The sequence below is a fragment of the Pseudomonas sp. 2725 genome, from assembly GCF_050434585.1.
Lineage (GTDB): Bacteria > Pseudomonadota > Gammaproteobacteria > Pseudomonadales > Pseudomonadaceae > Aquipseudomonas > Aquipseudomonas jessenii.
Window position 1 is genome coordinate 741,268 of the sequence record NZ_JBNDIV010000003.1, and the last position, 26,112, is coordinate 767,379.

At 60.4% G+C, this 26,112-nt stretch carries 14 protein-coding genes and 2 riboswitches; of the genes, 8 read left to right on the top strand and 6 right to left on the bottom strand.

The genetic code is table 11. The features are described 5' to 3' along the window. Positions 1-89: 89 nt before the first annotated feature. Together cobN and cobW are read right to left on the bottom strand one after the other, a co-directional pair. Positions 90-3,932 carry a cobaltochelatase subunit CobN gene (gene cobN, locus ABIE16_RS11160; RefSeq protein WP_429521138.1) on the bottom strand — a complete coding sequence of 1,281 codons (3,843 nt, stop codon included), beginning with the start codon at positions 3,930-3,932 and terminating at the stop codon, positions 90-92. Between the two features lie 3 nt (positions 3,933-3,935). Next, positions 3,936-5,006: a cobalamin biosynthesis protein CobW gene (cobW, locus tag ABIE16_RS11165; protein ID WP_218498195.1), complete on the bottom strand. Its 1,071-nt coding sequence runs from the start codon at positions 5,004-5,006 to the stop codon at positions 3,936-3,938. 103 nt (positions 5,007-5,109) lie between these two features. Beyond that, positions 5,110-5,322, bottom strand: a riboswitch (cobalamin riboswitch). A gap of 211 nt (positions 5,323-5,533) precedes the next feature. Beyond that, positions 5,534-5,759: riboswitch (cobalamin riboswitch) on the top strand. 121 nt (positions 5,760-5,880) lie between these two features. Between cobW and ABIE16_RS11170 the strand changes: the two genes are divergently transcribed. From ABIE16_RS11170 to cobM, 4 genes are all read left to right on the top strand, one after another. Further along, positions 5,881-6,072: a CbtB domain-containing protein gene (locus ABIE16_RS11170; RefSeq protein WP_057714565.1), complete on the top strand. Its 192-nt coding sequence runs from the start codon at positions 5,881-5,883 to the stop codon at positions 6,070-6,072. Positions 6,073-6,083: 11 nt separating this feature from the next. Beyond that, entirely contained in the window at positions 6,084-6,791 is a 708-nt protein-coding gene (locus tag ABIE16_RS11175) for a CbtA family protein (protein WP_429521139.1), read from the top strand. Beyond that, the gene (locus ABIE16_RS11180) at positions 6,788-7,201 is read left to right on the top strand and encodes a cobalamin biosynthesis protein (RefSeq protein ID WP_102671349.1); all 414 of its coding nucleotides are present in this window, start codon (positions 6,788-6,790) and stop codon (positions 7,199-7,201) included. Before ABIE16_RS11175 ends, ABIE16_RS11180 begins: the two co-directional genes overlap by 4 nt. An 81-nt stretch (positions 7,202-7,282) precedes the next feature. After that, the gene (cobM, locus tag ABIE16_RS11185; protein WP_057714560.1) at positions 7,283-8,029 is read left to right on the top strand and encodes a precorrin-4 C(11)-methyltransferase; all 747 of its coding nucleotides are present in this window, start codon (positions 7,283-7,285) and stop codon (positions 8,027-8,029) included. Positions 8,030-8,223: 194 nt separating this feature from the next. On the opposite strand, the gene nfuA is transcribed toward cobM, so the two are convergent. Together nfuA and ABIE16_RS11195 are read right to left on the bottom strand one after the other, a co-directional pair. Then, on the bottom strand, positions 8,224-8,808 hold the full coding sequence (gene nfuA, locus ABIE16_RS11190) for a Fe-S biogenesis protein NfuA (RefSeq protein WP_008059275.1): 585 nt from the start codon (positions 8,806-8,808) through the stop codon (positions 8,224-8,226). 237 nt (positions 8,809-9,045) lie between these two features. Further along, a complete protein-coding gene (locus ABIE16_RS11195; protein ID WP_429521140.1) occupies positions 9,046-11,355 on the bottom strand; it encodes a fatty acid cis/trans isomerase in 2,310 nt (769 codons plus the stop codon). 156 nt (positions 11,356-11,511) lie between these two features. On the opposite strand from ABIE16_RS11195, the gene metH reads away from it, so the two are divergent. Next, complete coding sequence (gene metH / locus ABIE16_RS11200) at positions 11,512-15,222, top strand: methionine synthase (protein WP_429521141.1); 3,711 nt, start codon at positions 11,512-11,514, stop codon at positions 15,220-15,222. A gap of 117 nt (positions 15,223-15,339) precedes the next feature. Here the strand turns inward: metH and ABIE16_RS11205 are convergent, their stop codons facing one another. Further along, the gene (locus ABIE16_RS11205) at positions 15,340-21,918 is read right to left on the bottom strand and encodes an NEL-type E3 ubiquitin ligase domain-containing protein (RefSeq protein ID WP_429521142.1); all 6,579 of its coding nucleotides are present in this window, start codon (positions 21,916-21,918) and stop codon (positions 15,340-15,342) included. 175 nt (positions 21,919-22,093) lie between these two features. Between ABIE16_RS11205 and ABIE16_RS11210 the strand changes: the two genes are divergently transcribed. Beyond that, positions 22,094-22,312, top strand: coding sequence for a DUF2970 domain-containing protein (locus tag ABIE16_RS11210; protein WP_057714552.1), 219 nt, complete (start codon positions 22,094-22,096; stop codon positions 22,310-22,312). A 6-nt stretch (positions 22,313-22,318) separates the two neighbouring features. Here the strand turns inward: ABIE16_RS11210 and ABIE16_RS11215 are convergent, their stop codons facing one another. Next, entirely contained in the window at positions 22,319-23,404 is a 1,086-nt protein-coding gene (locus tag ABIE16_RS11215) for an ABC transporter substrate-binding protein (RefSeq protein ID WP_429521143.1), read from the bottom strand. Positions 23,405-23,927: 523 nt separating this feature from the next. Here ABIE16_RS11215 and ABIE16_RS11220 point away from each other — a divergent pair. Together ABIE16_RS11220 and ABIE16_RS11225 are read left to right on the top strand one after the other, a co-directional pair. Further along, positions 23,928-25,586: a nitrite/sulfite reductase gene (locus ABIE16_RS11220; RefSeq protein ID WP_057714379.1), complete on the top strand. Its 1,659-nt coding sequence runs from the start codon at positions 23,928-23,930 to the stop codon at positions 25,584-25,586. Further along, positions 25,570-26,064: a DUF934 domain-containing protein gene (locus tag ABIE16_RS11225; protein ID WP_057714377.1), complete on the top strand. Its 495-nt coding sequence runs from the start codon at positions 25,570-25,572 to the stop codon at positions 26,062-26,064. The genes ABIE16_RS11220 and ABIE16_RS11225 overlap by 17 nt, the downstream gene beginning before the upstream one ends. The last annotated feature ends 48 nt before the right edge of the window (positions 26,065-26,112 follow it).

The window sequence follows — 26,112 nt, forward strand, 5'->3', positions numbered from 1 at the left end:
TTGCTCGCGATGGCGGAATGTCAGGCAACATTTTTGTCGACTGAACGCATGTCATCGCGAGCAAGCTCGCTCCCACAGGTTTAAGTGCGTCAGCCATCTTCTTCTATATCCAGCAACAGATTCTCCAGCGCCTCGCGGTACTCGCCGGGCTCCTTCCACATTCCCCGTTGTTGCGCCTCGAGCATGCGTTCGGTCATATCGCGCAAGGCATGGGGATTGTGTTCGCGGACAAAATCCCGGGTGCCCGGATCGAGCAAATAGGCATCGGCCAGCAACGCGTACTGGTGATCGTCGATCAACTGCGTGGTGGCGTCGAAGGCGAAAAGGTTGTCGACCGTCGCAGCCATTTCGAACGCACCTTTGTAGCCGTGACGTTTAACGCCTTCAAGCCACTTCGGGTTGGCCGCCCGGGAGCGGATCACCCGGTTCAGCTCTTCCTTCAAGGTGCGAATCTTCGGCAGGTCCGGTTGGCTGTGGTCGCCATGATAGCTGGCCGCCGCCTCGCCTTTCAGGCTTTCCACCGCCGCGAGCATGCCGCCCTGGAACTGGTAGTAATCGTTGGAGTCGAGCAAATCGTGCTCGCGGTTATCCTGGTTTTGCAGCACCGCCTGTACCTGGCTCAGGCGCTGTCTGAACTGTTCGCGGGCGGCGGTGCCTTCGTCGGAACCGCCGTAAGCGTAGCCACCCCAGTTGAGGTAGACCTCGGCCAGGTCCTCGCGGCTCTGCCACAGGCGACCGTCGATGGCGCCCTGCACACCCGCGCCGTAGGCACCGGGTTTGGCCCCGAATATCCGCCAGCCGGCCTGACGTCGCGCTGCGTCTTCATCGAGCCCCGCCTGCAGCAAGGCTGCACGCTCGGCGCGTACCTTGGCCGCCAACGGGTTCAGGTCGTCCGGCTCATCGAGATCGGCCACCGCTTGCACCGCCGCGTCGAACAAACGAATCAGATTGGCAAAGGCATCACGGAAGAAACCGGACACACGCAAGGTCACGTCCACCCGCGGGCGGTCGAGCAAACTCAACGGCAGAATCTCGAAATCATCGACCCGCTGGCTGCCGGTGGCCCAGACCGGACGCACGCCCATCAGCGCCATCGCCTGGGCGATGTCATCGCCACCGGTGCGCATGGTTGCGGTACCCCACACCGACAAGCCGAGCTGGCGCAAATGATCGCCGTGGTCTTGCAGGTGCCGTTCGAGAATCAGGTTGGCCGACTGGAACCCGATGCGCCACGCCGTGGTGGTCGGCAGGTTGCGTACATCCACCGAATAGAAGTTGCGCCCGGTGGGCAGCACGTCAAGACGACCACGACTGGGCGCGCCGCTGGGACCGGCCGGGACGAAGCGACCGCCAAGCGCGTCGAGCAATCCGCGCATTTCCGCCGGGCCGCAGGCGTCCAGCCTTGGCGCGACCACTTCGCGCAGGCTGTCGAGGATGGCTTGCACCTCAGACCAACCCGCCTCCTGTAGGAGCGAGCTTGCTCGCGATGGTGTGTCAGCCACATTGGTGTCGACTGACACACCATCGCGAGCAAGCTCGCTCCCACAGTGGTCAGCTAATGCCTGCGAAATCAGTTGTGTGGCGAACAGTTCGAGGCGTTCGCGGGTATCGCCGGTGGTGCGCCACAGTTCAGTGCTAATCAACGACAAGGCATTCGGTCGGAGCCCGGTCCACGGCTCGGCCAAGGCGCAATCAAGCGGATCGAATCCTAGTCCGAAGGCCTTCGCCAGCGCCCGCAGCAGACTCGACTGCGCACCCCGGCCATCGCCCCGTGGAATGCGCAACAGCGCCAGCAAGGTATCGATGCGCAATCGCCCGGTGGGCGATTCGCCGAACACATGCAGGCCGTCGCGGATCTGCGACTCCTTCAAGTCGCACAGGTAAGTGTCGAGCCGCGGCAACCAGATCGCCGCGTCGGCATCGCTGTCGAGTTGTTCGTCCAGTTGCAGTTCACGGTCGATGTGGGTGTCACGCACCAGTTGCAGGATGTCGCGCTGCAACTCTCGGGCGCGGCGCGGATCGAGCAGCTGCGCTTCGTAATATTCGTCGGCCAACAGCTCGAGGTTACGCAGCGGGCCGTAGGTTTCGGCGCGGGTCAGCGGTGGCATCAGGTGATCGATGATCACCGCCTGGGTACGCCGCTTGGCCTGGGCGCCCTCGCCCGGGTCGTTGACGATGAACGGATAGATGTTCGGCAGCGGCCCGAGCAAAGCGTCTGGCCAGCAATGTTCCGACAGCCCCACGCCCTTGCCCGGCAGCCATTCGAGGTTGCCGTGTTTGCCGACGTGGATCACGCCGTGGGCGCCATAGGTGTTGCGCAGCCAGAAGTAGAAGGCCAGGTAGCCGTGGGGCGGCACCAGGTCCGGGTCGTGATACACCGCGCTCGGGTCGACCTGATAACCCCGGGCCGGCTGAATGCCGACGAAGGTCAGGCCAAAACGCAGGCCGGCGATCATCATCCGCCCGCTGCGACACATCGGGTCGCTTTCCGGCGCACCCCAACGTTCGAGCACCGCCGCGCGATTGGCTTCAGGCAGGGCGTTGAACATCACTAGATAATCATCCATGCCCAGGCTTTGCTGGCACGGACGCAGGTCGAGGGTCTCGAGATCGTTGCTGACGCCGCCGAGCAACTGCTGGATCAGCGCGGTGCCGCTGTCGGGCAATTGAGCCGGCAACGGATAACCTTCGGCATGCAGCGCCCGCAGGATATTCAGCGCCGCTGCCGGGGTATCGAGGCCCACGCCATTGCCGATGCGACCGTCGCGGGTCGGGTAGTTGGCGAGAATCAAGGCAATGCGTTTTTCAGCATTGGGCACCCGCGCCAGATCGATCCAGCGTCGCGCCAGTTCGGCAACGAAATCCATGCGTTCCGGCTGCGGCCGGTAGCAGACCACATCCGACTGACTACGCTCACTGCGCCACGCCAGGTCCTTGAAGCTGATCGGGCGACTGATGATGCGCCCGTCCAGCTCAGGCAACGCGATATGCATCGCCAGGTCACGGGGGCCAAGCCCCTGTTCGCTGGCGCGCCAGCCGGGTTCATTGTCCTGGGCGCAAATCGCCTGGATCACCGGGATATTGCGGCGAAACGGGCGCAGATGAGGTGCTTCCGGACTGGATTGAGCGAAGCCAGTGGTGTTCAGAATCACTGAAGCTTCGACTTCATCCAGCCAGTCCTCGACCACCGAGAGGCAGCCGGGCTCTTTCAGGCTGGCCAGCGCAATCGGCAACGGATTCAACCCCGCTGCCTGCAACCGTTGGCAAAAAACATCAATGAAAGCGGTGTTCGCCGCCTGCAAATGCGAGCGGTAAAACAGCACCGCCGCCACGGGTTGATCGGCGTGCCAGTCGGCCTGCCAGTCGCTCAGCGCGGCAGAATGTTTGTGCGGATGGTAAATCGCCGTACGCGGTAGGATTTGCGGCTCACCCCAGGTGTAATCACGCGCCAGCCAGCGGTTGGCCAGGCAGCGGAAGAAGTCGAGAGCGTTGCCCATGCCGCCCTGGCGCAGAAACTGCCAGAGCCGGTCGCGATCCTCGGCACCGACGGTGCTCAAGTCGCTGAGTTCCGGGTCCGGGCGATCATCACCCGGCACCAGAATCAGCTGCACGCCGCGCTGCGACAGCTCGACCAGACGCTCGATGCCATAACGCCAATAGGCGATGCCGCCGTGCAGCGAGATCAGAATGACCTTGGCGTGGCGCAAGACTTCATCGACGTACAGGTCAACCGAGGCATGGTTCTGCACCTGCATCGGATTGGCCAGGCGCACGCTCGGGTAATCGTCGGGCAACTGCTGCGCCGCTTCGGCGAGCAGCGCCAGGCTGGAATCGCCGCTGCACAGGACCACTAGCTCGGCAGGGGTTTGTCCAAGGTCGGCAATGTTGTCATCCGACACGAAACCGCCGGGCTGGGTCCTGAGCAGGTGCATGGCTTACACGCTGAGCGCGGCGCGCAATTGCGCTTCGAGAACAGTGGCGTCCAGTTCCTGGCCGATCAGCACCAGACGGGTGACTCGCGTTTCTTCGACGCCCCACTGGCGGTCGAAATGCTTGTCAAAACGCGTACCCACGCCCTGGATCAGCAGGCGCATCGGCTTGTTCGGAATCGCCGCAAACCCCTTGACGCGCAGGATGCCGTGCTGGACCACCAACTGGGTCAGCGCGTCCAGCAGCAGGCTTTCGTCGGCTTGCGGCAGTTCGATGGAGATCGAATCGAAGGCGTCGTGATCGTGGTCATCATGATCGTCGTCGCCATCGTGATGATGGTCGTGGTGGCTGTGGCGGCTGTCGATGTGTTCTTCGGAGCCGACACCCAGGCCGATCAGCACGTCCAGCGGCAGGCGACCACTGCTGGCTTCGATGATTTTCACCGCTGGCGGCAACTCTTCGGCGACTTCCAGGCGCACACGGGCCAGGTCCGTCGGGTTGATCAGGTCGGTTTTGTTGAGGATCACCAGGTCAGCGCTGGCCAATTGGTCGGCGAACAGTTCGTGCAGCGGCGATTCGTGGTCCAGGTTCGGGTCGAGTTTGCGCTGGGCGTCGACCTGATCCGGGAACGCGGCGAAGGTGCCGGCGGCCACGGCCGGGCTGTCGACCACGGTGATTACCGCATCCACCGTGCAGGCACTGCGGATTTCCGGCCACTGGAAAGCCTGCACCAGCGGCTTGGGCAACGCCAGACCGGACGTTTCGATGAGAATGTGGTCCAGGTCGCCGCGACGGGCCACCAGTTCGCGCATCACCGGGAAGAATTCTTCCTGGACGGTGCAGCACAGGCAGCCGTTGGCCAGTTCATAGACACGGCCGTTGGCTTCTTCTTCGGTGCAACCGATGGAGCATTGCTTGAGGATTTCGCCGTCGATGCCCAACTCGCCAAATTCGTTGACGATCACCGCGATGCGGCGACCCTGGGCGTTGTCGAGCATGTGGCGCAGCAGCGTGGTTTTACCCGAGCCGAGAAAGCCTGTAACGATGGTGACGGGGAGTTTGGCCAGTGTTTTCATCGGATGCCCTATGGCTAAGCTGGCGGGCATACGGGACGACGACCGGCAACGCGCACGCGATTGCCTGAAGAGTTCGCCACCGGATCACCCCGCCCGGTTGAAAGTGAGAATCTGTGACGAGGCAGGTCTCCTGGCTGACGGTGTGCCGGGCTTGAGCCTGGCATTCGCTGCGCCTTCCCGCCGGCCTCATGAATTGAGTCAGCAGTGGCGTGGCAACGAACATCACCGTTCACAGTTGCGGGGGCAGCCGCGGCATTGACCGCGTTCCCTTCTTAGCTTCGACAAACGCCGAAGAACCTCGAAAGCGCAAGGCTACGCATGGTCTTGGGGCGGGTCAATGCTTGCGATCCCTGTGGCGAGGGGGCTTGCCCCCGTTCGGCGGCGAAGCCGTCGCAAATCCAGAGTGCACGCTTTGTCTGGATAAAAGTAAGGGGGCCGCTTCGCAGCCCAACGGGGGCAAGCCCCCTCGCCACAGAAACTCAAACGAGAACCCCTGCCAATTGACGCCCAACCCCCGCCCATGCTCTCCTACACACCTTGTTACGGGTGCCCTTCACAGGGTGAAACGGGAAACCGGTGAATCATGTGCTTTACTCTTAAGCCATGTCAGTCCGGTGCTGCCCCCGCAACGGTAAGCGAGCGAAGCGTCAGATCCACTGTGCCACTGCGGCATGGGAAGGTGATGTTTTCAGGTCCAGGCGCAAGCCTTTGCCCCTCGTGAGCCCGGAGACCGGCCCGCAACACAAAGTGACCAGTACGATCACTGAACCAACAAACCCGCGGTGGGCGGGCGCTGTTTGAAACCTTGCGCGCCTGGTCGTGCGGGGTTTTGCATGCGCTCTTATTCCCCGCTGACAGACCAGAGGGAAACGCCATGTCGATCATCAGCAGCGCCGAACACACAGCCGCAAGCACCACCTCAACCCTGACCCAACGTCTGGCCGCTGCCGTCTGCGCGTCGATCCTGGGCGCGTGCCTTGTGTATTTCGCCGGTTTCTCGCACATCGAAGCGGTGCACAACGCCGCCCACGATACCCGCCACAGCTCCGCGTTCCCGTGCCATTGAGAGCTGTCGACATGATCAAGCGTATTGCGCAAACCGCAGGTTTCACCGGGCTGCTGGCCGCCCTGTTGCTGACCCTGCTGCAAAGTTTCTGGGTCGCCCCGCTGATTTTGCAGGCCGAGACCTACGAAAAAGCCGAACCGGCCGCTGTTGAAATGCATGAACACGCCGACGGTGCGGTGGCTGCCCACACTCATGATGCTCAAGCCTGGGAGCCGCAAGATGGCTGGCAGCGCGTGCTGTCGACCACTGGTGGCAACCTGGTGGTGGCGGTCGGTTTCGCCCTGATGCTGGCCGGCCTGTACACCTTGCGTGCGCCGACCAAAACCTCTCAAGGCCTGCTCTGGGGCCTGGCCGGTTACGCAACCTTCGTGCTCGCGCCGACCCTCGGCCTGCCACCTGAATTGCCAGGCACTGCCGCCGCCGACCTGGCACAACGGCAACTGTGGTGGATCGGTACCGCCGCCTCCACCGCTGTCGGTATTGCGCTGATCGTATTCAGCCGTCACTGGCTGATGAAAGTCCTCGGCGCGGCGATCCTCGCCGTTCCCCATGTGATTGGCGCGCCGCAACCGGAGGTGCATTCGATGCTTGCTCCAGAGGCACTGGAAACCCGGTTCAAAATCGCTTCGCAACTGACCAACGTGGCATTCTGGCTGGCCCTGGGCCTGATCAGCGCCTGGTTGTTCCGTCGCAAAAGCGATGGTCAATACAACGCATGACTGACGTCAGCACAGCGCCGACCCTGGTGGTCGGTCTGGGCTGCCAACGGGGCTGCCCCGTTAGCACGTTGCTGGCGCTGCTCGATCAGGCGCTGGAGGCGCACCAGATTGCCCGTCATGAAATCAAGGCGCTGGCCAGCATCGATTCGAAGCGCGACGAACCTGCACTGATCGAACTGGCTCAGCAACTCGGCCTGGAACTGATGTATTTCAGCAGTGAGCAACTGGCCGCTTATGAACCGCAACTCAGCCATCAATCGCAAATAGCGTTTGAACGCACCGGTTGCTACGGCGTTGCGGAAAGCGCCGCACTTGCCCTGGCCGAACAACTGGCCCAGGCCCCGGCAAAACTGCTGATTCCACGACAAAAATATGCCCAGGCAACCCTGGCATTGGCTGGTGCCGCGTAAAAACCGATAATCCCCGCCTTTGATCATGAACATTCTTCATCTGAAGACCTGTTCAGCCCCTTTTTCCCACAGGAACCGACGATGACCGTCTACTTCATTGGCGCAGGTCCCGGCGACCCCGAACTGATCACCGTCAAGGGCCAGCGGCTGATTCGCAGTTGCCCGGTGATCATTTATGCCGGCTCACTGGTGCCGGCCGCCGTACTGGAAGGTCACTGTGCCGAACAGGTGGTCAACAGCGCCGAACTGCACCTGGAACAGATCATCGACCTGATCAAGACCGCCCACGCCAAAGGCCAGGATGTGGCCCGGGTGCACTCTGGCGATCCAAGCCTGTATGGCGCCATTGGCGAGCAGATTCGCTATCTGCGTGAACTGGGCATTGCGTTCGAAATCGTACCCGGCGTGACTGCCGCAGCCGCTTGCGCAGCGCTCTTGGGCGCGGAACTGACCCTGCCGGACATTTCGCAGAGCGTGATCCTGACGCGCTACGCCGACAAAACCGCCATGCCACCCGGAGAGGAATTCTCCAGCCTGGCGCAGCACGGCGCGACCATGGCGATTCATTTGGGGGTCAGTCACCTGGCGAAGATCGTCGAGGAACTGCTGCCCCATTACGGCGCCGATTGCCCGATTGCGGTGGTGCATCGAGCGAGCTGGCCGGATCAGGATTGGGTGGTGGGCACGCTGGCAGATATTGCCGGGAAGGTTGAATCAAAGGGATTTCGTCGTACGGCGTTGATTCTGGTGGGTCGGGTGCTGGGCAGTGACCACTTCAGCGAGTCATCGCTGTATCGTGCGGGGCATGCGCATCTTTACAGGCCCTGATTCACCACCAACCCTGTGGCGAGGGGGCTTGCCCCCGTTCGGCGGCGTAGCCGTCGCAAATCCTGTTTACCCGTAAAAAAACCAGGGCCGCTTCGCAGCCCAACGGGGGCAAGCCCCCTCGCCACAGGTTTCCAATCACCCATAAAAAAAACGGCGCTCACGGGGCGCCGTTTTTTCAATTCGCAGCGAACACCTTAGTAGTAGGCGTTTTCTTTCTGCGTGTGGTCGGTCACGTCGCGAACACCTTTGAGCTCCGGGATGCGCTCGAGCAAGGTGCGCTCGATGCCTTCCTTCAGCGTCACGTCGGCCTGGCCGCAGCCCTGGCAACCACCACCGAACTGCAGGACGGCGATGCCGTCTTCGACCACGTCGATCAGGCTGACCTGACCGCCGTGGCTGGCCAGCCCCGGGTTGATCTCGGTTTGCAGGTAGTAGTTGATGCGCTCGTTGATCGGGCTGTCGGCGTTGACCATCGGTACCTTGGCGTTTGGCGCTTTGATAGTCAGCTGGCCGCCCATGCGGTCGGTGGCGTAGTCGACAACTGCATCGTCCAGGAAAGCTTCGCTGAAGTGGTCGATGTACGCAGTGAAGCTTTTCAACCCCAGCGCGGTGTCTTCGGGTTTTTCTTCGCCCGGCTTGCAGTAGGCAATGCAGGTTTCGGCGTACTGGGTGCCAGGCTGGGTGATGAAGACGCGGATGCCGATGCCCGGGGTGTTCTGCTTGGAGAGCAGATCAGCCAGATAATCGTGGGCGGCGTCAGTGATGGTAATAGCGGTCATGGAAACTCCTCGCAGGCTTGGGCGCAGTTTACGCCAATCAACGCGCCGGACAAAGTCCTAGTATTTTTGTCGGGAAAGATTCCGACAATTCCCCTTATGGGAGTGGTCTTATGTGGCGAGGGGGCTTGCCCCCGTTGGACTGCGCAGCGGTCCCATTTTTTAGGGCCGCTTCGCGACCCAACGGGGGCAAGCCCCCTCGCCACATAAGCCCACTCCCATAAGGGGATCTGCGGTGGTTCAGAGGTTCTCGTAGCGATTCATGTCCAGCACGCCCTCTTCCACCGGATCGTTTTCGTGGATGTAGCGGCTCAGGTCATGGAAATAAGCCCAGAATTGCGGATGACTGCGGCGTATTCCCCAGCGTTCGACGATTTTCTCGAAGCTGTCGGTGTCCTTGGCGCTTTCCATCGCATCCACAAACGCCGGAACTTGCCCGGCCGGGATGTTGAACATGAAGTTCGGGTAGCTGCTGAGCACACCCGGGAAAATCGTCAAAGTGTCGAGCCCCGGTTGATAGCGCAGTGATTCACCGAGCAAAAACGCCACGTTGCTGTGGGCACGGTTACGCAACAGGCTGTAGACCTCACGCTTGCCGCTGCCGGTTTCAATACGCAGCAGCGTAGCCTCCGGCAACTGATCGATGACCTTCAGCCCGGCGGCCGGACGCGAAGTCAGGCGGCTCAATGCCTGCTCGGCACTTTGCAGGTCCGGATCGATGTTTGGCCGCGAACAGTAAGCGCCGTCGCAGCGATTGATCGGGTCGGGCCTTGCATTGAGATCGCCATAACGGGCCAGCAACTGCATGGCAAAGTCGCGCTTGGGGTCCAGCGCGTCAAGCTTCAGCGCGGTCGGCTTGTCGTCGTCGATGGTCTCGTAGTCGAGCCACATCTTGAATTTGCCACTGTTCTGATACCAGTCATCAAGGTAGTCATCCCGGGAGTCGGCGGGCATCAGGCGCAGGAAATTCTGTTCGGCACCGTTGCGGATCAAGTCGAAATACAAGCGCGTCTGAGCCTGATGTGACAGGTTCCCGAACACATCGAAGTTCACTGCCAGTTGATAGTAGGTGCGCTCCAGCAGCGGATAGTCGAACAGCCATACCGTTTGTGGCACCTCGCCGATCAGGCCTTTGGTCACCGAAGCACTGTCGAAATGGCGGAAGATACTCAGCAACGCATTGTCGTTGCCGGCCCACAGGGTCGACCAGCTCGGTGCTGGTTCATCGGCGTAGCTGTCCCGGCGCAAGGCTTCATATTCGTTACGCTTGTCGCGGTAGTCGTGCCACAGGCTGAGGACGCTGCCGACATCATCGTTCTGCCCCGGCATCGCCAACAACGGCGTGGCCTGCCCGCGATAGTTCGGATCCGTGACATACAGGTCGTGCTCGGGCGCCTGGAACAGCGCCCAGAAATTATCGCGGATCACGTCCGTGGCGATCTGGCCGCGACACACTGGCCCACGAATGAACGTGCGCACAAAGTATTCGGCGTTATCGAGCATGAACTGATAGCGCGCCTGGGCCGGAATCGCTTCGAAAGTGGCAAACGGGTTGGCCCGGCTCTGCGGTCCATAGCCCGGCAATGCGTCGACCTGCCAGTTGCCGCTGTAGAACAGGCTCTTGACCCGCGCCAGCTTCGCCGGACCCAGCGGATAGGTGATGTGGGTCTTGTGCACGATCACGCCCTGTACCGGCCACAGGCGATAATAAAACTGCGTGCCCGGATCATCGTTCGGGCGACGAGTGTTGATCAGGTCAATCGGCTGGCCGGTCGGGGTGCGCGAACGCACCCACTGGAAGAAATGCCCAGGGTCACCGTCCTTGAAGTAGAGATGGGCCAGGAACCAGTGCTCGTACAGCCAGCGCCCCACCAGGCTTTCCCGGGCTCCCGGTGAATTGAGCAGGTTTTCCCATTGCACCACCTGCAAGGCTTCCCTGGCGCTGGGCGCCAGCGCCTGCTGATCGATCGGCGCGCCTGCCGCCAGCCAGCGTTGCAGCGTCTGGTACTGCTGGTCGGTCAGGCCGGTCACTGCCAGCGGCATGCCCTCCTTCGGATGCTTGGCGGCATAGCCGTCGAACTCCGCGGGCATGGCACACATGTTTTCCCGGTTCAGGCCCAGGACGATGTCTTCCGGCAGCTTCGCGTTGGGCTGCAACGGAGTCTTGTGGCCAAGCTCCAGCATCCGCGCCATCAGTGCGGCCTGGTTGCCCTGGGCATCGAGCACCGAATAGAAGCCCTTTTGCTGCCAGGCCTGTTTGCCGGAAGCGTCATAGAACAGTCGGGTCGGTGCAACCGCCTGGCGGCGGTCACCGTCATAGACCGGGACTTTCGTCGCGCCCCGCACCGCGCCCTCACCGCTGCCCAGGTTGAGCTGACAAGCGGCGTCATTGCAGGCGTGGCAGGCCACGCACTTTTCAGTGAAGATCGGTTGAATGTCGCGGCTGTAGGAGATAACAGGTGACATGGCAGAGGAAATCGCCGGGCCTTGCGCCACGGCGCCCCAGCTTAAAAACAGCAGCAATGTGCCGATGACGAAGCGATACGACATGTCCCTGGTCCCGAATCCTGAAAAAACGTCGCGATTCTACCGGTCTGTCACCCTTACCAACATGAACGATATTCATGCAAATTCGAGTCACGCTCCAAAAGCGCACAGGTTTGCTATCATCCCGGCCCTTCGTCATGGCCTTACCGAGTAGTCCAAATGTCCGATCGCAGCGTTCGCCTTCAAGCTCTCAAGCACGCCCTCAAAGAGCGCATCCTGATTCTCGATGGCGGTATGGGCACGATGATCCAGAGCTACAAGCTCGAAGAGCAGGATTACCGTGGCAAACGCTTCGCTGACTGGCCAAGCGATGTCAAAGGCAACAACGACCTGTTGGTCCTGACTCGCCCGGACGTGATTGGCGGCATTGAAAAAGCCTACCTGGACGCCGGCGCCGACATTCTGGAAACCAACACCTTCAACGCCACCCGGATTTCCATGGCCGATTACGGCATGGAAAAACTGGCGTACGAATTGAACGTAGAAGGCGCTCGCCTGGCGCGCAAGGTCGCCGATGCGAAAACCCTCGAGAACCCGGACAAACCGCGTTTTGTTGCCGGCGTGCTCGGCCCGACCAGCCGTACCTGCTCGTTGTCCCCGGACGTCAACAACCCTGGTTACCGCAACGTCACCTTTGATGAGCTGGTGGAGAACTACACCGAAGCCACCAAAGGCCTGATCGAGGGCGGCGCCGACCTGATCCTGATCGAAACGATCTTCGATACCCTCAACGCCAAGGCCGCGATCTTCGCCGTACAAGGCGTGTTCGAAGAGCTGGGCGTCGAATTGCCGATCATGATTTCCGGCACCATCACCGACGCCTCCGGCCGCACACTGTCGGGCCAGACCACCGAAGCATTCTGGAACTCCGTGGCCCACGCCAAGCCGATTTCCGTCGGCCTGAACTGCGCCCTCGGCGCCCGCGAATTACGCCCGTACCTCGAAGAGTTGTCGAACAAGGCCAACACCCACGTTTCCGCGCACCCGAACGCCGGCCTGCCGAACGAGTTCGGCGAGTACGACGAGCTGCCATCGGAAACCGCCAAGGTCATCGAAGAGTTCGCCCAGAGCGGCTTCCTCAACATCGTCGGCGGCTGCTGCGGCACCACGCCGGGCCACATCGAGGCCATCGCCAAGGCCGTGGCCGGTTATGCGCCGCGCGAGATTCCGGACATCCCGAAGGCTTGCCGCCTCTCGGGTCTAGAGCCGTTCACCATCGATCGCAACTCGCTGTTCGTCAACGTCGGCGAGCGTACCAACATCACCGGTTCCGCCAAGTTCGCCCGCCTGATCCGTGAAGACAACTACACCGAGGCCCTGGAAGTCGCCCTGCAGCAGGTCGAAGCCGGCGCCCAGGTGATCGACATCAACATGGACGAAGGGATGCTCGATTCGAAGAAGGCCATGGTCACCTTCCTCAATCTGATTGCCGGTGAACCGGACATCTCCCGCGTACCGATCATGATCGACTCCTCCAAGTGGGAAGTGATCGAAGCCGGCCTCAAGTGCATCCAGGGCAAGGGCATCGTCAACTCGATCAGCATGAAAGAAGGCGTCGAGCAGTTCATTCACCACGCCAAGCTGTGCAAGCGCTACGGCGCCGCCGTGGTGGTGATGGCCTTCGACGAAGCCGGCCAGGCCGACACCGAAGCGCGCAAGAAAGAAATCTGCAAACGCTCCTACGACATTCTGGTCAACGAAGTGGACTTCCCGCCGGAAGACATCATCTTCGACCCGAACATCTTCGCCGTGGCCACCGGTATCGAAGAACACAACAACTACGCCGTCGACTTCATCAATGCCTGTGCCTACATCCGTGACGAGCTGCCGTATGCGCTGACCTCCGGTGGCGTGTCCAACGTGTCGTTCTCGTTCCGTGGCAACAACCCCGTGCGCGAGGCGATCCACTCGGTGTTCCTGCTGTACGCGATCCGTTCCGGGCTGACCATGGGTATCGTCAACGCCGGGCAACTGGAGATCTACGACCAGATCCCGGTGGAGCTGCGCGACGCCGTGGAAGACGTGATCCTCAACCGCACCCCGGAAGGCACCGACGCCCTCCTCGCCATCGCCGACAAGTACAAGGGCGACGGCAGCGTCAAGGAAGCCGAGACCGAAGAGTGGCGCAACTGGGACGTCAACAAGCGTCTGGAGCATGCGCTGGTCAAAGGCATCACCACCCACATCGTCGAAGACACCGAAGAATCGCGCCAGTCCTTCGCCCGCCCGATCGAAGTGATCGAAGGCCCGTTGATGGCCGGCATGAACATCGTCGGCGACCTGTTCGGCGCCGGCAAAATGTTCCTGCCGCAGGTGGTTAAATCCGCCCGCGTGATGAAGCAGGCCGTGGCCCACCTGATCCCGTTCATCGAACTGGAAAAAGGCGACAAGCCAGAAGCCAAGGGCAAGATCCTGATGGCGACCGTCAAAGGCGACGTGCACGACATCGGCAAGAACATCGTCGGCGTGGTGCTGGGCTGCAACGGCTACGACATCGTCGACCTGGGCGTGATGGTGCCGGCGGAAAAAATCCTGCAGGTGGCCAGGGAACAGAAGTGCGACATCATCGGCCTGTCCGGCCTGATCACCCCGTCGCTGGATGAGATGGTCCACGTCGCCCGCGAAATGCAGCGTCAGGACTTCCACCTGCCGTTGATGATCGGTGGCGCCACCACTTCCAAAGCGCACACGGCAGTCAAGATCGAGCCGAAATACAGCAACGACGCGGTGATCTACGTCACCGACGCCTCCCGCGCCGTGGGCGTGGCGACCCAGTTGCTGTCCAAGGAACTGAAGGCCGGTTTTGTCGAGAAAACCCGCCAGGATTACATCGAAGTTCGCGAGCGCACGTCCAACCGCAGTGCCCGCACCGAGCGTCTGAGCTACGGCGCAGCCATCGCCAAGAAGCCGCAATTCGACTGGGCAACCTACACGCCGGTCAAACCGACCTTCACCGGAGCGCGGGTGCTGGACAACATCGACCTCGACGTTCTGGCCGAATACATCGACTGGACGCCGTTTTTCATATCCTGGGACCTGGCCGGCAAGTTCCCGCGCATTCTCCAGGACGAAGTGGTCGGTGAAGCCGCCACCTCGCTGTACAACGACGCGAGGGAAATGCTGCGCAAATTGATCGACGAAAAGCTGATCAGCGCTCGCGCGGTGTTCGGCTTCTGGCCGGCCAACCAGGTGCATGACGACGACATCGAGCTCTATGGCGATGACGGCAAGCCAATGACCAAGCTGCATCACCTGCGCCAGCAGATCATCAAGACCGACGGCAAACCGAACTTCTCCCTGGCCGACTTCGTCGCGCCCAAGGACAGTGAAGTGACTGACTACGTGGGTGGTTTCATCACCACCGCCGGCATCGGCGCCGAAGAAGTGGCCAAGGCCTACCAGGACGCCGGCGACGATTACAACTCGATCATGGTCAAGGCCCTGGCCGACCGCCTGGCCGAAGCCTGCGCCGAGTGGCTGCACCAGCAGGTGCGTAAAGACTATTGGGGTTATGCCAAGGATGAAGCGCTGGATAACGAGGCACTGATCAAGGAACAGTACAGCGGTATCCGCCCTGCTCCGGGCTACCCCGCCTGTCCGGATCACACCGAGAAAGCTCAGCTGTTCGCCCTGCTCGATCCAGAAGCCCAGGAAATGCGCGCAGGCCGCAGTGGTGTATTCCTCACCGAGCACTACGCGATGTTCCCGGCGGCAGCGGTCAGTGGCTGGTACTTTGCTCACCCGCAGGCACAGTACTTCGCCGTGGGCAAGATCGACAAGGACCAGGTGCAGAGCTACACGTCGCGCAAAGGCCAGGAACTGAGCGTTACCGAGCGCTGGCTGGCGCCGAATCTCGGTTACGACAACTGAGTGATCAACTGAAAAAAACCTTGTGGGAGCGAGCTTGCTCGCGATAGCGGCGTATCAGTCAACATTGATGTTGAACATCAAGCCCCCATCGCGAGCAAGCTCACTCCCACAGGTGATTTACCTGCTTGAGGCAGCCGTCAGCTCCGCGACCTCCTGTCGGGACAATTCGATCATCTTCGCGTTGCGCGCCGCCCTCTGCTCGAAAAGCTGAGTCAGTAATGCCGCATCGTCAGCGCTTTCAACTTCCTCCTGAACATCCATCTCATCCAGCGCCTTGAACACGTCAGGATGTTTTTCCTTGAGATAACTTTCCCAATAGTCGCGCTGGATCAAGTCTTCAAAGAAACCATCGGACTGCTCTGCGTTGACGATCTCGATTCGCGCGTCCGCCAGTTGTTGAGCGGTCACTCCCGAGGCATAGGTCATGTGTTTCGGTTGCCCTGGCAGCTCCAGGCCGTCCGCCCATCCTTGTGTCAGCCCGATTCGATAGCCTAAGCGTATTTCGGCCTCATCCTGCCCGGTTTGCGCGGCGATTTTCCTCGCGAGGTCGTCGACCTTGTCCAGTCGAAACAGCTGCCGGGATAAATTCAGCAGTGCATGCCCCTTCACACTCGGGCGCCCGACGGGAATATCTAGCAAGGCGTTGTGGGTGAAGACTCTGCTTTCCAGCCCACTGAACGTCAGGATTCGACCGTCGACACACGTGCCGTGGGTGCTGGAACTGGCAAACAGGATCTCCCGTAGTTCGGTATTGCTGGCGGCGGCTTCAATGACCGTCCAGACCCGCCGCGTCAGATCGGCGTTTGCCACCCTGAACTCCTGCGTATCCTGCAGTCGCGAAAGCAGGTGAAAGAACGCCGCATTGTCCGGTTCCGCCGCGAGTTGATTCCACATCCCGGTTTTACTGGCCACTTCCTCGGGAGGAAGATGGGTTAACCACGGTGTTTTTTGTTCGGTATCCGGCTCAGTCTCAGGCAGTTCCTCATCCGTATCGATGCCTTCACTGCTATCGTCGCCATCGCCGTTGGCGTCATCGATCAACTCGTCAAGATCGGCCCGCGAGATCCCCAGCACCCTGTCGTGGAAACCCGCTTCACGGTAATCCCTGAGGCGTTCAAGGCTCTCAAGCGACAGGTTGAAGTTGTCGCTCAAATCCGTACCGGCCGTCAAAACGTCATGGTCGCCACTCAGGGCCTGCTCGGGGATCGACGTGATGTCGTTGCCACTGAGATTGAGCGTGCCCAGGTGCTGGCTGTCGAACACCCCGTCCGGCCATTCGGTCAAATTATTGTTGCGCAGATCCAGCGTCTCCAATTGCTCGAAAACGCCGATATCAAAGGTATCCAGTTCGTTGTAGCTCAAGTCCAGCCAGCGCAGACGCTCCAGATTACTCAATGCGGCATACAGCAGTTCGGCATCGTCCATCCGGTTCGAGGACAACTCCAGACGCTCGAGCCTGTCCATGTCACAGACCGGCTCTGGAACGCCATCCAGCCCATTGCCATTGAGGTCCAGGGTTTTCAGGCGGGTAAAGGCCTTGAGGAACCCGTCGGAACCTTGCCGGGTAAGTTTTACGCTCGTCAGTTTCAACGTGCCGACATGCTCGAACGATGCCGGCACCTCAGGCAGGTCACCCAGTTGCAGACCGTTGAGATCCAGCACCGCATCAGCCACCGCGCCCGTGCTGCTCAGACCTTTTTGCCAGCATTCGACGATCCGCAAGGCAGCCTGCCTGCGAATGCTGGAAGATGTCATCCAGCCGTTTCCGCGAGATCCCCGGGTAAACAGCCAGTCATTCAATTGGCGCGTGAGCGTTTCATAGGTTTTCTCCCATTCGGCAATTTTCACGCTCGCAGCTTCGCTGCCCTGCATCTGTTCGATCATTTGCAAGGCGTCATCATCGGCGAGTGTCGGTTTCAGCCGTTGCAGGCGCTTTGTTAAAACTGCAACCCCTTCTCCCGCCGGGACTTCCGGCAGCGGCAACAATTGAAGCGCGATCGAACTGGCGCTTTCGAACGGCGGGAAATCCTGTGGCACCTGCTCCAGGTCGAACCGTTCCAGCGCGCCGGCCGGAAGACCTTTGGCCATTTCCATTCGATGTCGAGCCGCATTGCGCGCGGCGATGGCTTGAGGGGTTAAAGGTGTGCCCGCGAGGTTGGTCTTGAGCAGCGTCTCATCCGCAAGCGGCTCCGGCAGCGCGTTGACCCTGCTGTCGCGCAAGTCCAGCCAATACAGCTCTGGCAGCTCCTGTACCCCGGTCGGCCATTCTTGCAGCGCTGTGCCACTTAGGTTCAAGGACTTGAGGCGGGTCATTGCACTGACATCCAAGGCATTCAACGGGTTGTTGCTCAAGTCCAGGTATCGCAGTGCCTGCAATCCATCAAAAGCCTGCTGAACCCCGGCGTCGCCAACAATCCGGTTATTGGAAAGATCCAGATCAGTCAGTTTTTCAAGATCACCGGGCGCAAAGGGCACTTCGGTCAAACCGCTGCCACTCACGTCGAGTTTTTCAAGCCCGGGAAAACCGCGGACGAACTTGCGAGTCTGCTCGACGGGGGCTCTATTACCCTTCAGATACAAGGTTCGTACTTCAGGGAAGGCACCGTCCGGCAATTCTGGAAACTCGCTCAACGCCAGGCTCGGCAGATCCAGTACCGAGGCATCGGCCGTCGAGCCGTAGCGTTTGAATGCGCCATTGCGCCAGCAGATTCTCAGGGCATCTGCCGTCCATGTACGTCCGATGATTTCGTTGGCCGCTGCAGGCATTCGCAGCGCGCGTTGGGACCAGTCCTCAAGATGCCGGTTGAGCTGATGATGCTGCTCACTCAATGCTTCGACGGCGTCGAATCTCGCCCCTGCGTCTTGCCACTGTTCGACAAATTGATTGAATAATCCCGCGGACGGGTCATTGATGCCTTCAGCAAGACGTTTCAACTCGCCCTTGCAGTAATCCCTGACCATTTCTTCCAGATCAACAAGGTGCCGGGGCTGACGCCGGAGATACTCATAGGCCTGCTTGAAGTTTGGGCGCGGCATGTTCGACCAATCCAGCGACAACCCGGACCAGAGTTTTTCATGCCCTTCGAAAATGCCTTCGGGGAATGTACTGATGGCTGTACCGGTGAGGTTCAGACGTTCAAGACGGGGCAGTTCCAGAACCCCGGTTGGCCACTGATCCATTGACGGCGCGATCACGTCGAGCAGACGCAGATTGCGCAGCCGGCTTACGTCCAACGGCACGGGAACGCCCCAGGTTGAATACACGCTGAGCTCCTCGAGCGCCGTCAACGCACCCAGTCTCGACGGCATGTCTGCGGCGAAGGGCGCGGCTGAATACAGGCTCAGCCCCCTGAGGTCCGGCATGCTGCTCAGCACTTGGGGCACGGTGCCGAAATCGTTGCCCGTGGCATTGATCCGCAGTCTTTTGAGCTTGGGAAAATTCGCCAACAACGCATCGACATTGGCGTCGGTGATGCTTCGACCCCGGACATACAGATCACCCACATGGGAGAAGTCCGCCGACAGCGCAGGGATCGGGTCGTCACAGACCAACTCAAGCAATCTGTAGCGCGGATGCTCCCCGGCCAGCGGCGAATTACGCCAGGATTGCTTGAGACTCTGCGCGACCGAGGCCTTGCCTCCGAGCATCGACTCCAGGACAGAACCCGCTATCGGCTCGCCGACCCATTGATCGAGCGTCGCCTCGAGGGTCTCCCACTCGCGCATACGCTCCTGCAGGAGGCTATAAATCTGTGCGTCGGTTTTACCCGCGCGCAGTTGCGCCAGGATAAACCCATTGGCCTGCTGATCCGTCAGCGCTGGATAGACGTCCTGAACCCGCGACACCAGAGAAGGATTCAAACCTTGCCCGCGCCCGCTGGCGTAGTAGCCCACCCGACGCTCCGTTACGCGTACGGGCGGCTTGAACGCCTTGCCGTTACCGCTGCGCTGTTCCAGCATTTGCGACAATTGCGCCCGATGCTCGAAGGCCGAGTCGATGACAGCCTGCTTCAGATCGACGCTTTGGCCCACGTGTGGAACGCCCAATGCGCGACGGGATTCATCGGGCAATGCGTGCATGATCGAGGCGTAAAAGTTATCGCCGGTGGCGGGCACGCCATTGAGCGTCTCGCCACGCTCATCAAATGCCTGATAGGACGGGCCGTTTTTAACCACGTACTTACGGATTGTCGCGGCCTCGCTACCAATGCCGTCGATGAGCGGACCCTCGATGTGGCCGTCGCGAATCTCCAGCCGCACCTCGCCGGACCACCCCGGCATTTTTTCCAGGGCATGCAGTGCGAGCCACCGGCTGTCAGCGGACAGCGCGGATTCCATGCGCAGGCCAGTGAAAGCCCGGGCCTGACGCCCCTGTTGTGCATACCAACGGGCCTCCTCCAGCATTTTCAGGGGAATTCGACTCGTTGTTTTCAGGCGGGTGAGCTCTTCGGCATTGGCATCGAGCAGAACCCTGCGAGCGGCGGCATTACTCAGCCCCGGGCTGGCGCGTTGCAATTTTTCGAGCAGTGGTCCGCCAATGCTGGGGTCGGCTTCGAACAGCCGCAAGGCGTGCGCCAGCTCCGGCGGCGGCGCAAGATGATCCATGTGCATCTTGCGCAAGGCATTGTCCTCGACACCACAGGCCTCGGCGATGTCGAGCAGTTGCTCATCGGAAAAAGCCTCGGTGATATGGCCGATGCGCCGCAGCAGTGTCAGCCGATCCCAGGTCCGGGGACGCTCCAGCGCATGGCGCCAGGCGCCATGCCCGTTGTGTTCGAGTATGGGTTGCCAGGCGCTGGTATCCGTCGGATGCCGAATGCGCCATTTCTTCAGCGAAGGGTCAAAGGTTGTTTCGTAGACCTTGGCACCCTGCCGAATGAAGGTTTTGCCATTTATCCGGTGCAGCCCAGACGCATCAGGGACTGAATGGCGAGGCAGGATGAGGTTGCGTTCGTAACCGCTCAGGTCAGGTTTCCATAAGCGGGTTTTGCCGTCGTCGCGTTTGATGGATTGCAGGCGCTCGACCAGCGGTTCGGGTTTCACCGCCGTCAGCTTGGCCAAGCCTTTGCCCGCACCGGCCATCACCGCGGCCAGCGCCAGATTCTCGGCCACATCGACCAGGTGCGCCTTGGCCGCCGTTCGATCTCCTTCACTCCACTCGATCGCCCCCTCAAACGACTCGTACAGCAGCTGACCCGCCATGACCGTCAGCATGATCTCCCCCAGCACCGGCACGAACATCGACACCATGTTCAGGCCCAGCATGCCTAATTCCAGCAGATGATTGAGCTTTTGCGCCCGCACTCGCGCATCGACGTCCGCCGTGGGCACCGCATGGCTGCGTGCGTCGGCGATGACTTTCTTGCGGTTTTGCTCGTAGAGATAAGTCCACAGATCACTGTTGGCGGACCAGATGCCCGCCACGCCTTCGCGAATCATCCCGAATGGATTGAGATAAGGATCTTCGACCGGCTCACGTTTGCCCGCAGGTTCTGGCGGCAGCTCTTTGATGCGGGCGACGGACGACAACGGGGGCACGTACTGGAGGACCTTCAACCAGAATGAATGCAAAGGATCAGTCGGAGAGTCGGCGGCCTTGCGGGTGAACTGGCTGAAGTAATAAGGGCGGTCGGCGTAGGCGACGAACTGGCTGAAAAAGCGCTGGTGGGCGGTCGGCCCACTGCCACTGGCGGGCAATGCATCCTGGGCGGTGAACTGACGCTTGAATTCTTCACGCAGCTGCTCAGAGGTATAGCGTTTGAGCGGGTGCTCGGGATCGTGGGGAATGTAGACGATGTAGTCGTTGGTATAACGATATTGTTCACTGATGCTGAACACGACGCAGCCCGTCATCCTGCGCTTCATCAGGTTCAGGTCACGAAACCAGACTGGCCTGCTGCCTACACGGGGATGGACCTCGCCATTAACCACCGAAAGGATCATTGCGTAATCGTCGGGTTCGATGTCTTTTTTCAGCAGCGCCAATTCAGCGGCTGCTCTCATTGCCGCTTTCTGACTGGCAATGAATTGCTCGGACACTGTCGATTTCTTCTGCGCAGCCGTTGCCTGGAAAAACGCCTCGACACGGGTTTGATACTGCGCGCCGATATCCAGCTTGCGGCAGAGTGAGAGGAAATGCGTGACCGACATGTTGAGGGCAGTGACCTCGAACGTACCAGGCGTGGAAGTCTCGACTACAAAGCCCGACCCGCGATGAAAGGCACCCGCCTCGCATTCGGACGCTTCGAAGTTATGCAGTGCCGCCTGCAACAACGAAAGCTTCATCACCTCGAATGTGCTGATCTCGATTTCAAGATCGCTGACTTCCAGCGCTCGCCTCAGGCACACCAGGGTTTTGTTGACATCGGCCTCGACCCCGAACTGATCCTTCAGCGCCTTTTGCAGTATCGGCTCGGCAAAGCTTTCGGCATCTGGCAGCGACGACATGGTTTTGTCGAGCAGGGTCTGGCAAACCAGGCTGTCGTTGAAACGGTCTTTCAGTGCCTGCTGTTGCTCGCTGGAGGCTCGCGAGTACCAGCGCGGCGCGAGCGAGCCGCTGGCTTTTATGGCCGCCCGCCGCTGCGGCGTGGCATCGACCAACCAATCAGGCGTCAGCTGTTCAAGTAGTTCGCGGTGAATGCTGGTTTGGCCCGCAACCAAAGGTTGACGGGGTACAGAGGGGGGATGAGTAGACATTGTGTCGCTCCTGAAAAATGGAACGACAGAACATCATTTCAGTGAACCGTATCTGCGGTAGATAGTTATCGCATCGGCCCAGACTGATTTCAAAATGCGTCGATTCGCAGGCCGGCCGCACCACTGGCCGGCAGATTGTCTATGCTCTGAGGACTTACTGACAGGCGAGGGATTTATGGACGATCCGGTCGACAACAAGCCGCCAACCTTCTGGCAGATGTTGCACAGTGTCATGGCGGCAGCGTTCGGAGTGCAGAGCAACAAGAACCGGGCGCGGGATTTTACCCACGGCAAGCCCAGTCATTTCGTGATCCTGGGGATTTTGTTCACCACGGTGTTTGCCCTGACGCTGTTTGGCATCGTCAAACTGGTGTTGCTGCTGGCAGGGATCTGAAACGGCTCAGTGCATCAGGATTTGCAGGCTGAATGGATAGCGGTAGGACGCTGGTCGCCCCTTCGCCGACAGCTGGTGGAAATCCACCCCGAAATTCTGTGCGCTGCCCAACGCCAGCAGTTGTTTGGCTTGCGCCCGGTTAATCAGTTGCAACAGCGGAAGTTGTCGGTCCCGACCGCCGTACTGGCTGATGTCGACCCCTTGGTCATAGTCATGCAGCTCAACCAGTGCCCAGCCACCCAGGCTGAAATGCCCGCCCAGCAACACGCTCAGGCGGTTGTCGAGCAGCGCTTGCAATGCTGCGGGTGAATTGTTGATGGCGCCGAACAATGCATCCTTGCCCGGAACACCGCCCGATTCGACATACGCCTGCATGACGCCAAACGCCATTTCGTCGTTGGCCGCCCACACCAGTGAAGTCTGCGGATAACGCGTGAACAACAGTTTGGCTTGCTCGTACGCGCGCTGACGTGTCCAGCCGCCGTACACCAACTGACGCAAACGCACTTGCGGGTGTTCGGCCAGCGCCCGACGCATGCCCTTCTCACGCAACTGCGCCGACGGCGTGACCTTCAAACCGGAAAAAGCCAGCAGGTCAATCATCTGGCCCGGGGCCACCGGGGGATGCAACCGAATCAACTCTTTGAGCATCAGGTAGCCGCCCTCCTCATCGTTGGGCACCAGGCTGCCGATCCAGTCGGGATATTTGTCGGGTCGGGCGCCGAGCAGTTTTACCTGATCCACAGTCAAGGCATTGTTGACCAGAAACAACTTCACCCCGCTGCCTTGTGCCAGGCGCAGCACTTCGGGGGCAACGGATTGTTCGTTGACGAACACAAGGTAGTCGGGACGATTGTGTCCCTGGAGGGCTTCGCGCGCCTGCTTGATGATGTTTTCAGGCACCCGGTCGGAGTACTGGATCCGCAGGTCCATGCCCAGATCCCTGGCGGCGGCCTGCATGAACTGCGAGTAACTGACCCAAAAAGCTTCCTTGGTGGTTCCCGGGTTAAGGAACAGCACTGACGCCGCTTGAGCGCACGGTCCCGCGACCATGCCCAGCGCCAGTAATACACCACTTAGAAACTTCAACATGTGTCGTCCGAGCCCCCGGAAATTCGCCGCGCATTATAGCCAGCGAACGTCCGTAAAACGGCGACTTTTCCGGTTTTTGTCAGACAATCGTCGGAACCGGGCCCGGACGGGGTCGCTTACTGATGACTGACCCAGAATACCGCGGTCCCCACGACCAGAATGATCAGGAACAAAATGGCCCATGCATCAACGGTGCTATCGCTTTTCCGTGCTTTGGTTGGGTTGCTCATTGCATCGCCTCTTGTCGGTTTTATCGGTGATTGCATAAAGACTCGAGCAGAGTAAAGACGACGATTGCCCGCATCACAAACAGGGTCTTTGTAACAACGCCGCTCATTAGTCGATTTGGTTCTTTACATATGCTCAAACATCACTTTTACGCATAACTGCAAACTGGTATCGTGCCCCGGCTCCGTAGGGAGTGCGCGGCCGTGCGCGCAGAATTGCCGAGGTATTATCGGACGCCAGCAAGCCAAAAAACGCCGCTGTTTCCGACCGGCCCAAGCCTGAGAACAGGACTTATATGTACGTATACGACGAATACGATCAGCGGATCATCGAGGACCGCGTCAAGCAGTTCCGTGATCAGACCCGACGCTATCTGGCAGGCGAGCTGAGCGAAGAAGAATTCCGCCCCCTGCGCCTGCAAAATGGCCTTTATATCCAGCGTTTCGCGCCTATGCTGCGAGTCGCCGTGCCTTACGGCCAACTGACTTCGCGCCAGATGCGAATGATGGCCAGGATTGCCCGCGACTACGACAAGGGCTATGCCCACATCAGTACCCGGCAGAACGTGCAGTTCAACTGGCCGGCCGTGGAAGACATTCCGGACATTCTCGCTGAACTGGCCACCGTGCAGATGCACGCGATCCAGACCAGCGGCAACTGCCTGCGCAACGTCACCACCGACCAGTTTGCCGGTGTCGCCGCCGACGAACTGATCGACCCGCGCCCATGGTGCGAGATCGTCCGCCAGTGGACCACGTTCCACCCGGAATTCGCCTACCTGCCGCGCAAATTCAAGATTGCCGTCAACGGTTCGACTTCCGACCGTGCCGCCATCGAAGTCCACGACATCGGCCTTGAGCCGGTGCACAACGCAGCCGGCGAACTGGGCTTTCGCGTACTTGTCGGCGGTGGCCTGGGTCGTACGCCGGTGGTGGGCGCGTTCATCAATGAATTCCTGCCGTGGCAAGACCTGTTGAGCTACCTCGACGCCATCCTGCGGGTCTACAACCGCTATGGCCGTCGCGACAACAAGTACAAGGCGCGGATCAAGATCCTGGTCAAAGCGCTGACGCCTGAAGTCTTTGCGCAGAAAGTCGATGCGGAAATGGAGCACCTGCGCGGTGGCCAGACCACGCTGACCGAAGCCGAAGTGCAGCGCGTCGCCACACACTTCGTCGATCCGGACTACAAGGCGCTGGACAACCAGACCGCCGCCCTGGCCGAGCTCGACCAGCAGCACCCGGGCTTCGCCCGCTGGCGCGTGCGCAACACCCTGGCCCACAAGAAGCCGGGCTACGTGGCCGTGACCTTGTCCCTGAAACCAACCGGCGTTGCACCGGGCGACATCACCGACAAACAGCTCGACGCCGTGGCCGACCTGGCCGACCGCTACAGCTTCGGTCAACTGCGCACCTCCCACGAGCAGAACATCATCCTGGCCGACGTCGAGCAGGACAAGCTGTTCGCCCTGTGGGGCGAGTTGCGCGAGCAAGGTTTCGCCACGCCGAACATCGGCCTGCTGACCGACATCATCTGCTGCCCGGGCGGTGATTTCTGCTCCCTGGCCAACGCCAAGTCGATCCCGATCGCCGAATCGATCCAGCGCCGTTTCGACGACCTGGACTATTTGTTCGACATCGGTGAGCTGGACCTGAACATCTCCGGTTGCATGAACGCCTGCGGTCACCACCATGTCGGCCACATCGGCATTCTCGGGGTGGACAAGAAAGGCGAAGAGTTCTACCAGGTTTCCCTCGGCGGCAGCGCCAGCCGTGACGCCAGCCTGGGCAAGATCCTCGGCCCGTCCTTCGCCCAGGAAGCCATGCCTGACGTGATCGAAAAGCTGATCGACGTGTACATCGAACAACGTACCGAAGACGAACGCTTCATCGACACCTATCAGCGTATTGGTATCGACCTCTTCAAGGAGCGTGTCTATGCAGCGAATCATTAAGAACAACGAGGTCGTCGACGAAACCTGGCACCTGCTGCCCAAGGACTTCAACATCGACGAGATCAGCAACTGCGACGACCTCATCGTGCCGTTGCAGCTGTGGCGCGAACATAGCCGCATGCTCCTGGCCCGCGATGGCGGCCTGGGCATCTGGCTGGACGCCGATGAAGAAGCCGAGGAAATCGGTGAAGACGTGGCGCAATTCCAGGTCATCGCCCTGAACTTCCCGGCATTCACCGATGGCCGCAACTACTCCAATGCCCGCCTGCTGCGTGACCGTTACGGTTTCAAGGGCGAATTGCGGGCCATTGGCGACGTGCTGCGTGACCAGTTGTTCTACATGCATCGCTGTGGTTTCGACGCGTTCGCCATTCGCGCCGACAAAGACCCGCACGAAGCCCTTGAAGGCCTCAAGGACTTCTCGGTGACCTACCAGGCCGCTGCCGACGAACCGCTGCCGCTGTTCCGTCGTCGCTGACCGTCACCCCTTGAACCCCGACCCGGGGTTCAAGGGGTTTTACCCTTC

Excerpts from the sequence above, each read along its gene's own strand:
- cobN (WP_429521138.1), bottom strand. The coding sequence starts at position 3,932 with ATGCACCTGCTCAGGACCCAGCCCGGCGGTTTCGTGTCGGATGACAAC.
- cobW (WP_218498195.1), bottom strand. The coding sequence starts at position 5,006 with ATGAAAACACTGGCCAAACTCCCCGTCACCATCGTTACAGGCTTTCTC.
- ABIE16_RS11170 (WP_057714565.1), top strand. The coding sequence starts at position 5,881 with ATGTCGATCATCAGCAGCGCCGAACACACAGCCGCAAGCACCACCTCA.
- ABIE16_RS11175 (WP_429521139.1), top strand. The coding sequence starts at position 6,084 with ATGATCAAGCGTATTGCGCAAACCGCAGGTTTCACCGGGCTGCTGGCC.
- ABIE16_RS11180 (WP_102671349.1), top strand. The coding sequence starts at position 6,788 with ATGACTGACGTCAGCACAGCGCCGACCCTGGTGGTCGGTCTGGGCTGC.
- cobM (WP_057714560.1), top strand. The coding sequence starts at position 7,283 with ATGACCGTCTACTTCATTGGCGCAGGTCCCGGCGACCCCGAACTGATC.
- nfuA (WP_008059275.1), bottom strand. The coding sequence starts at position 8,808 with ATGACCGCTATTACCATCACTGACGCCGCCCACGATTATCTGGCTGAT.
- ABIE16_RS11195 (WP_429521140.1), bottom strand. The coding sequence starts at position 11,355 with ATGTCGTATCGCTTCGTCATCGGCACATTGCTGCTGTTTTTAAGCTGG.
- metH (WP_429521141.1), top strand. The coding sequence starts at position 11,512 with ATGTCCGATCGCAGCGTTCGCCTTCAAGCTCTCAAGCACGCCCTCAAA.
- ABIE16_RS11205 (WP_429521142.1), bottom strand. The coding sequence starts at position 21,918 with ATGTCTACTCATCCCCCCTCTGTACCCCGTCAACCTTTGGTTGCGGGC.
- ABIE16_RS11210 (WP_057714552.1), top strand. The coding sequence starts at position 22,094 with ATGGACGATCCGGTCGACAACAAGCCGCCAACCTTCTGGCAGATGTTG.
- ABIE16_RS11215 (WP_429521143.1), bottom strand. The coding sequence starts at position 23,404 with ATGTTGAAGTTTCTAAGTGGTGTATTACTGGCGCTGGGCATGGTCGCG.
- ABIE16_RS11220 (WP_057714379.1), top strand. The coding sequence starts at position 23,928 with ATGTACGTATACGACGAATACGATCAGCGGATCATCGAGGACCGCGTC.
- ABIE16_RS11225 (WP_057714377.1), top strand. The coding sequence starts at position 25,570 with ATGCAGCGAATCATTAAGAACAACGAGGTCGTCGACGAAACCTGGCAC.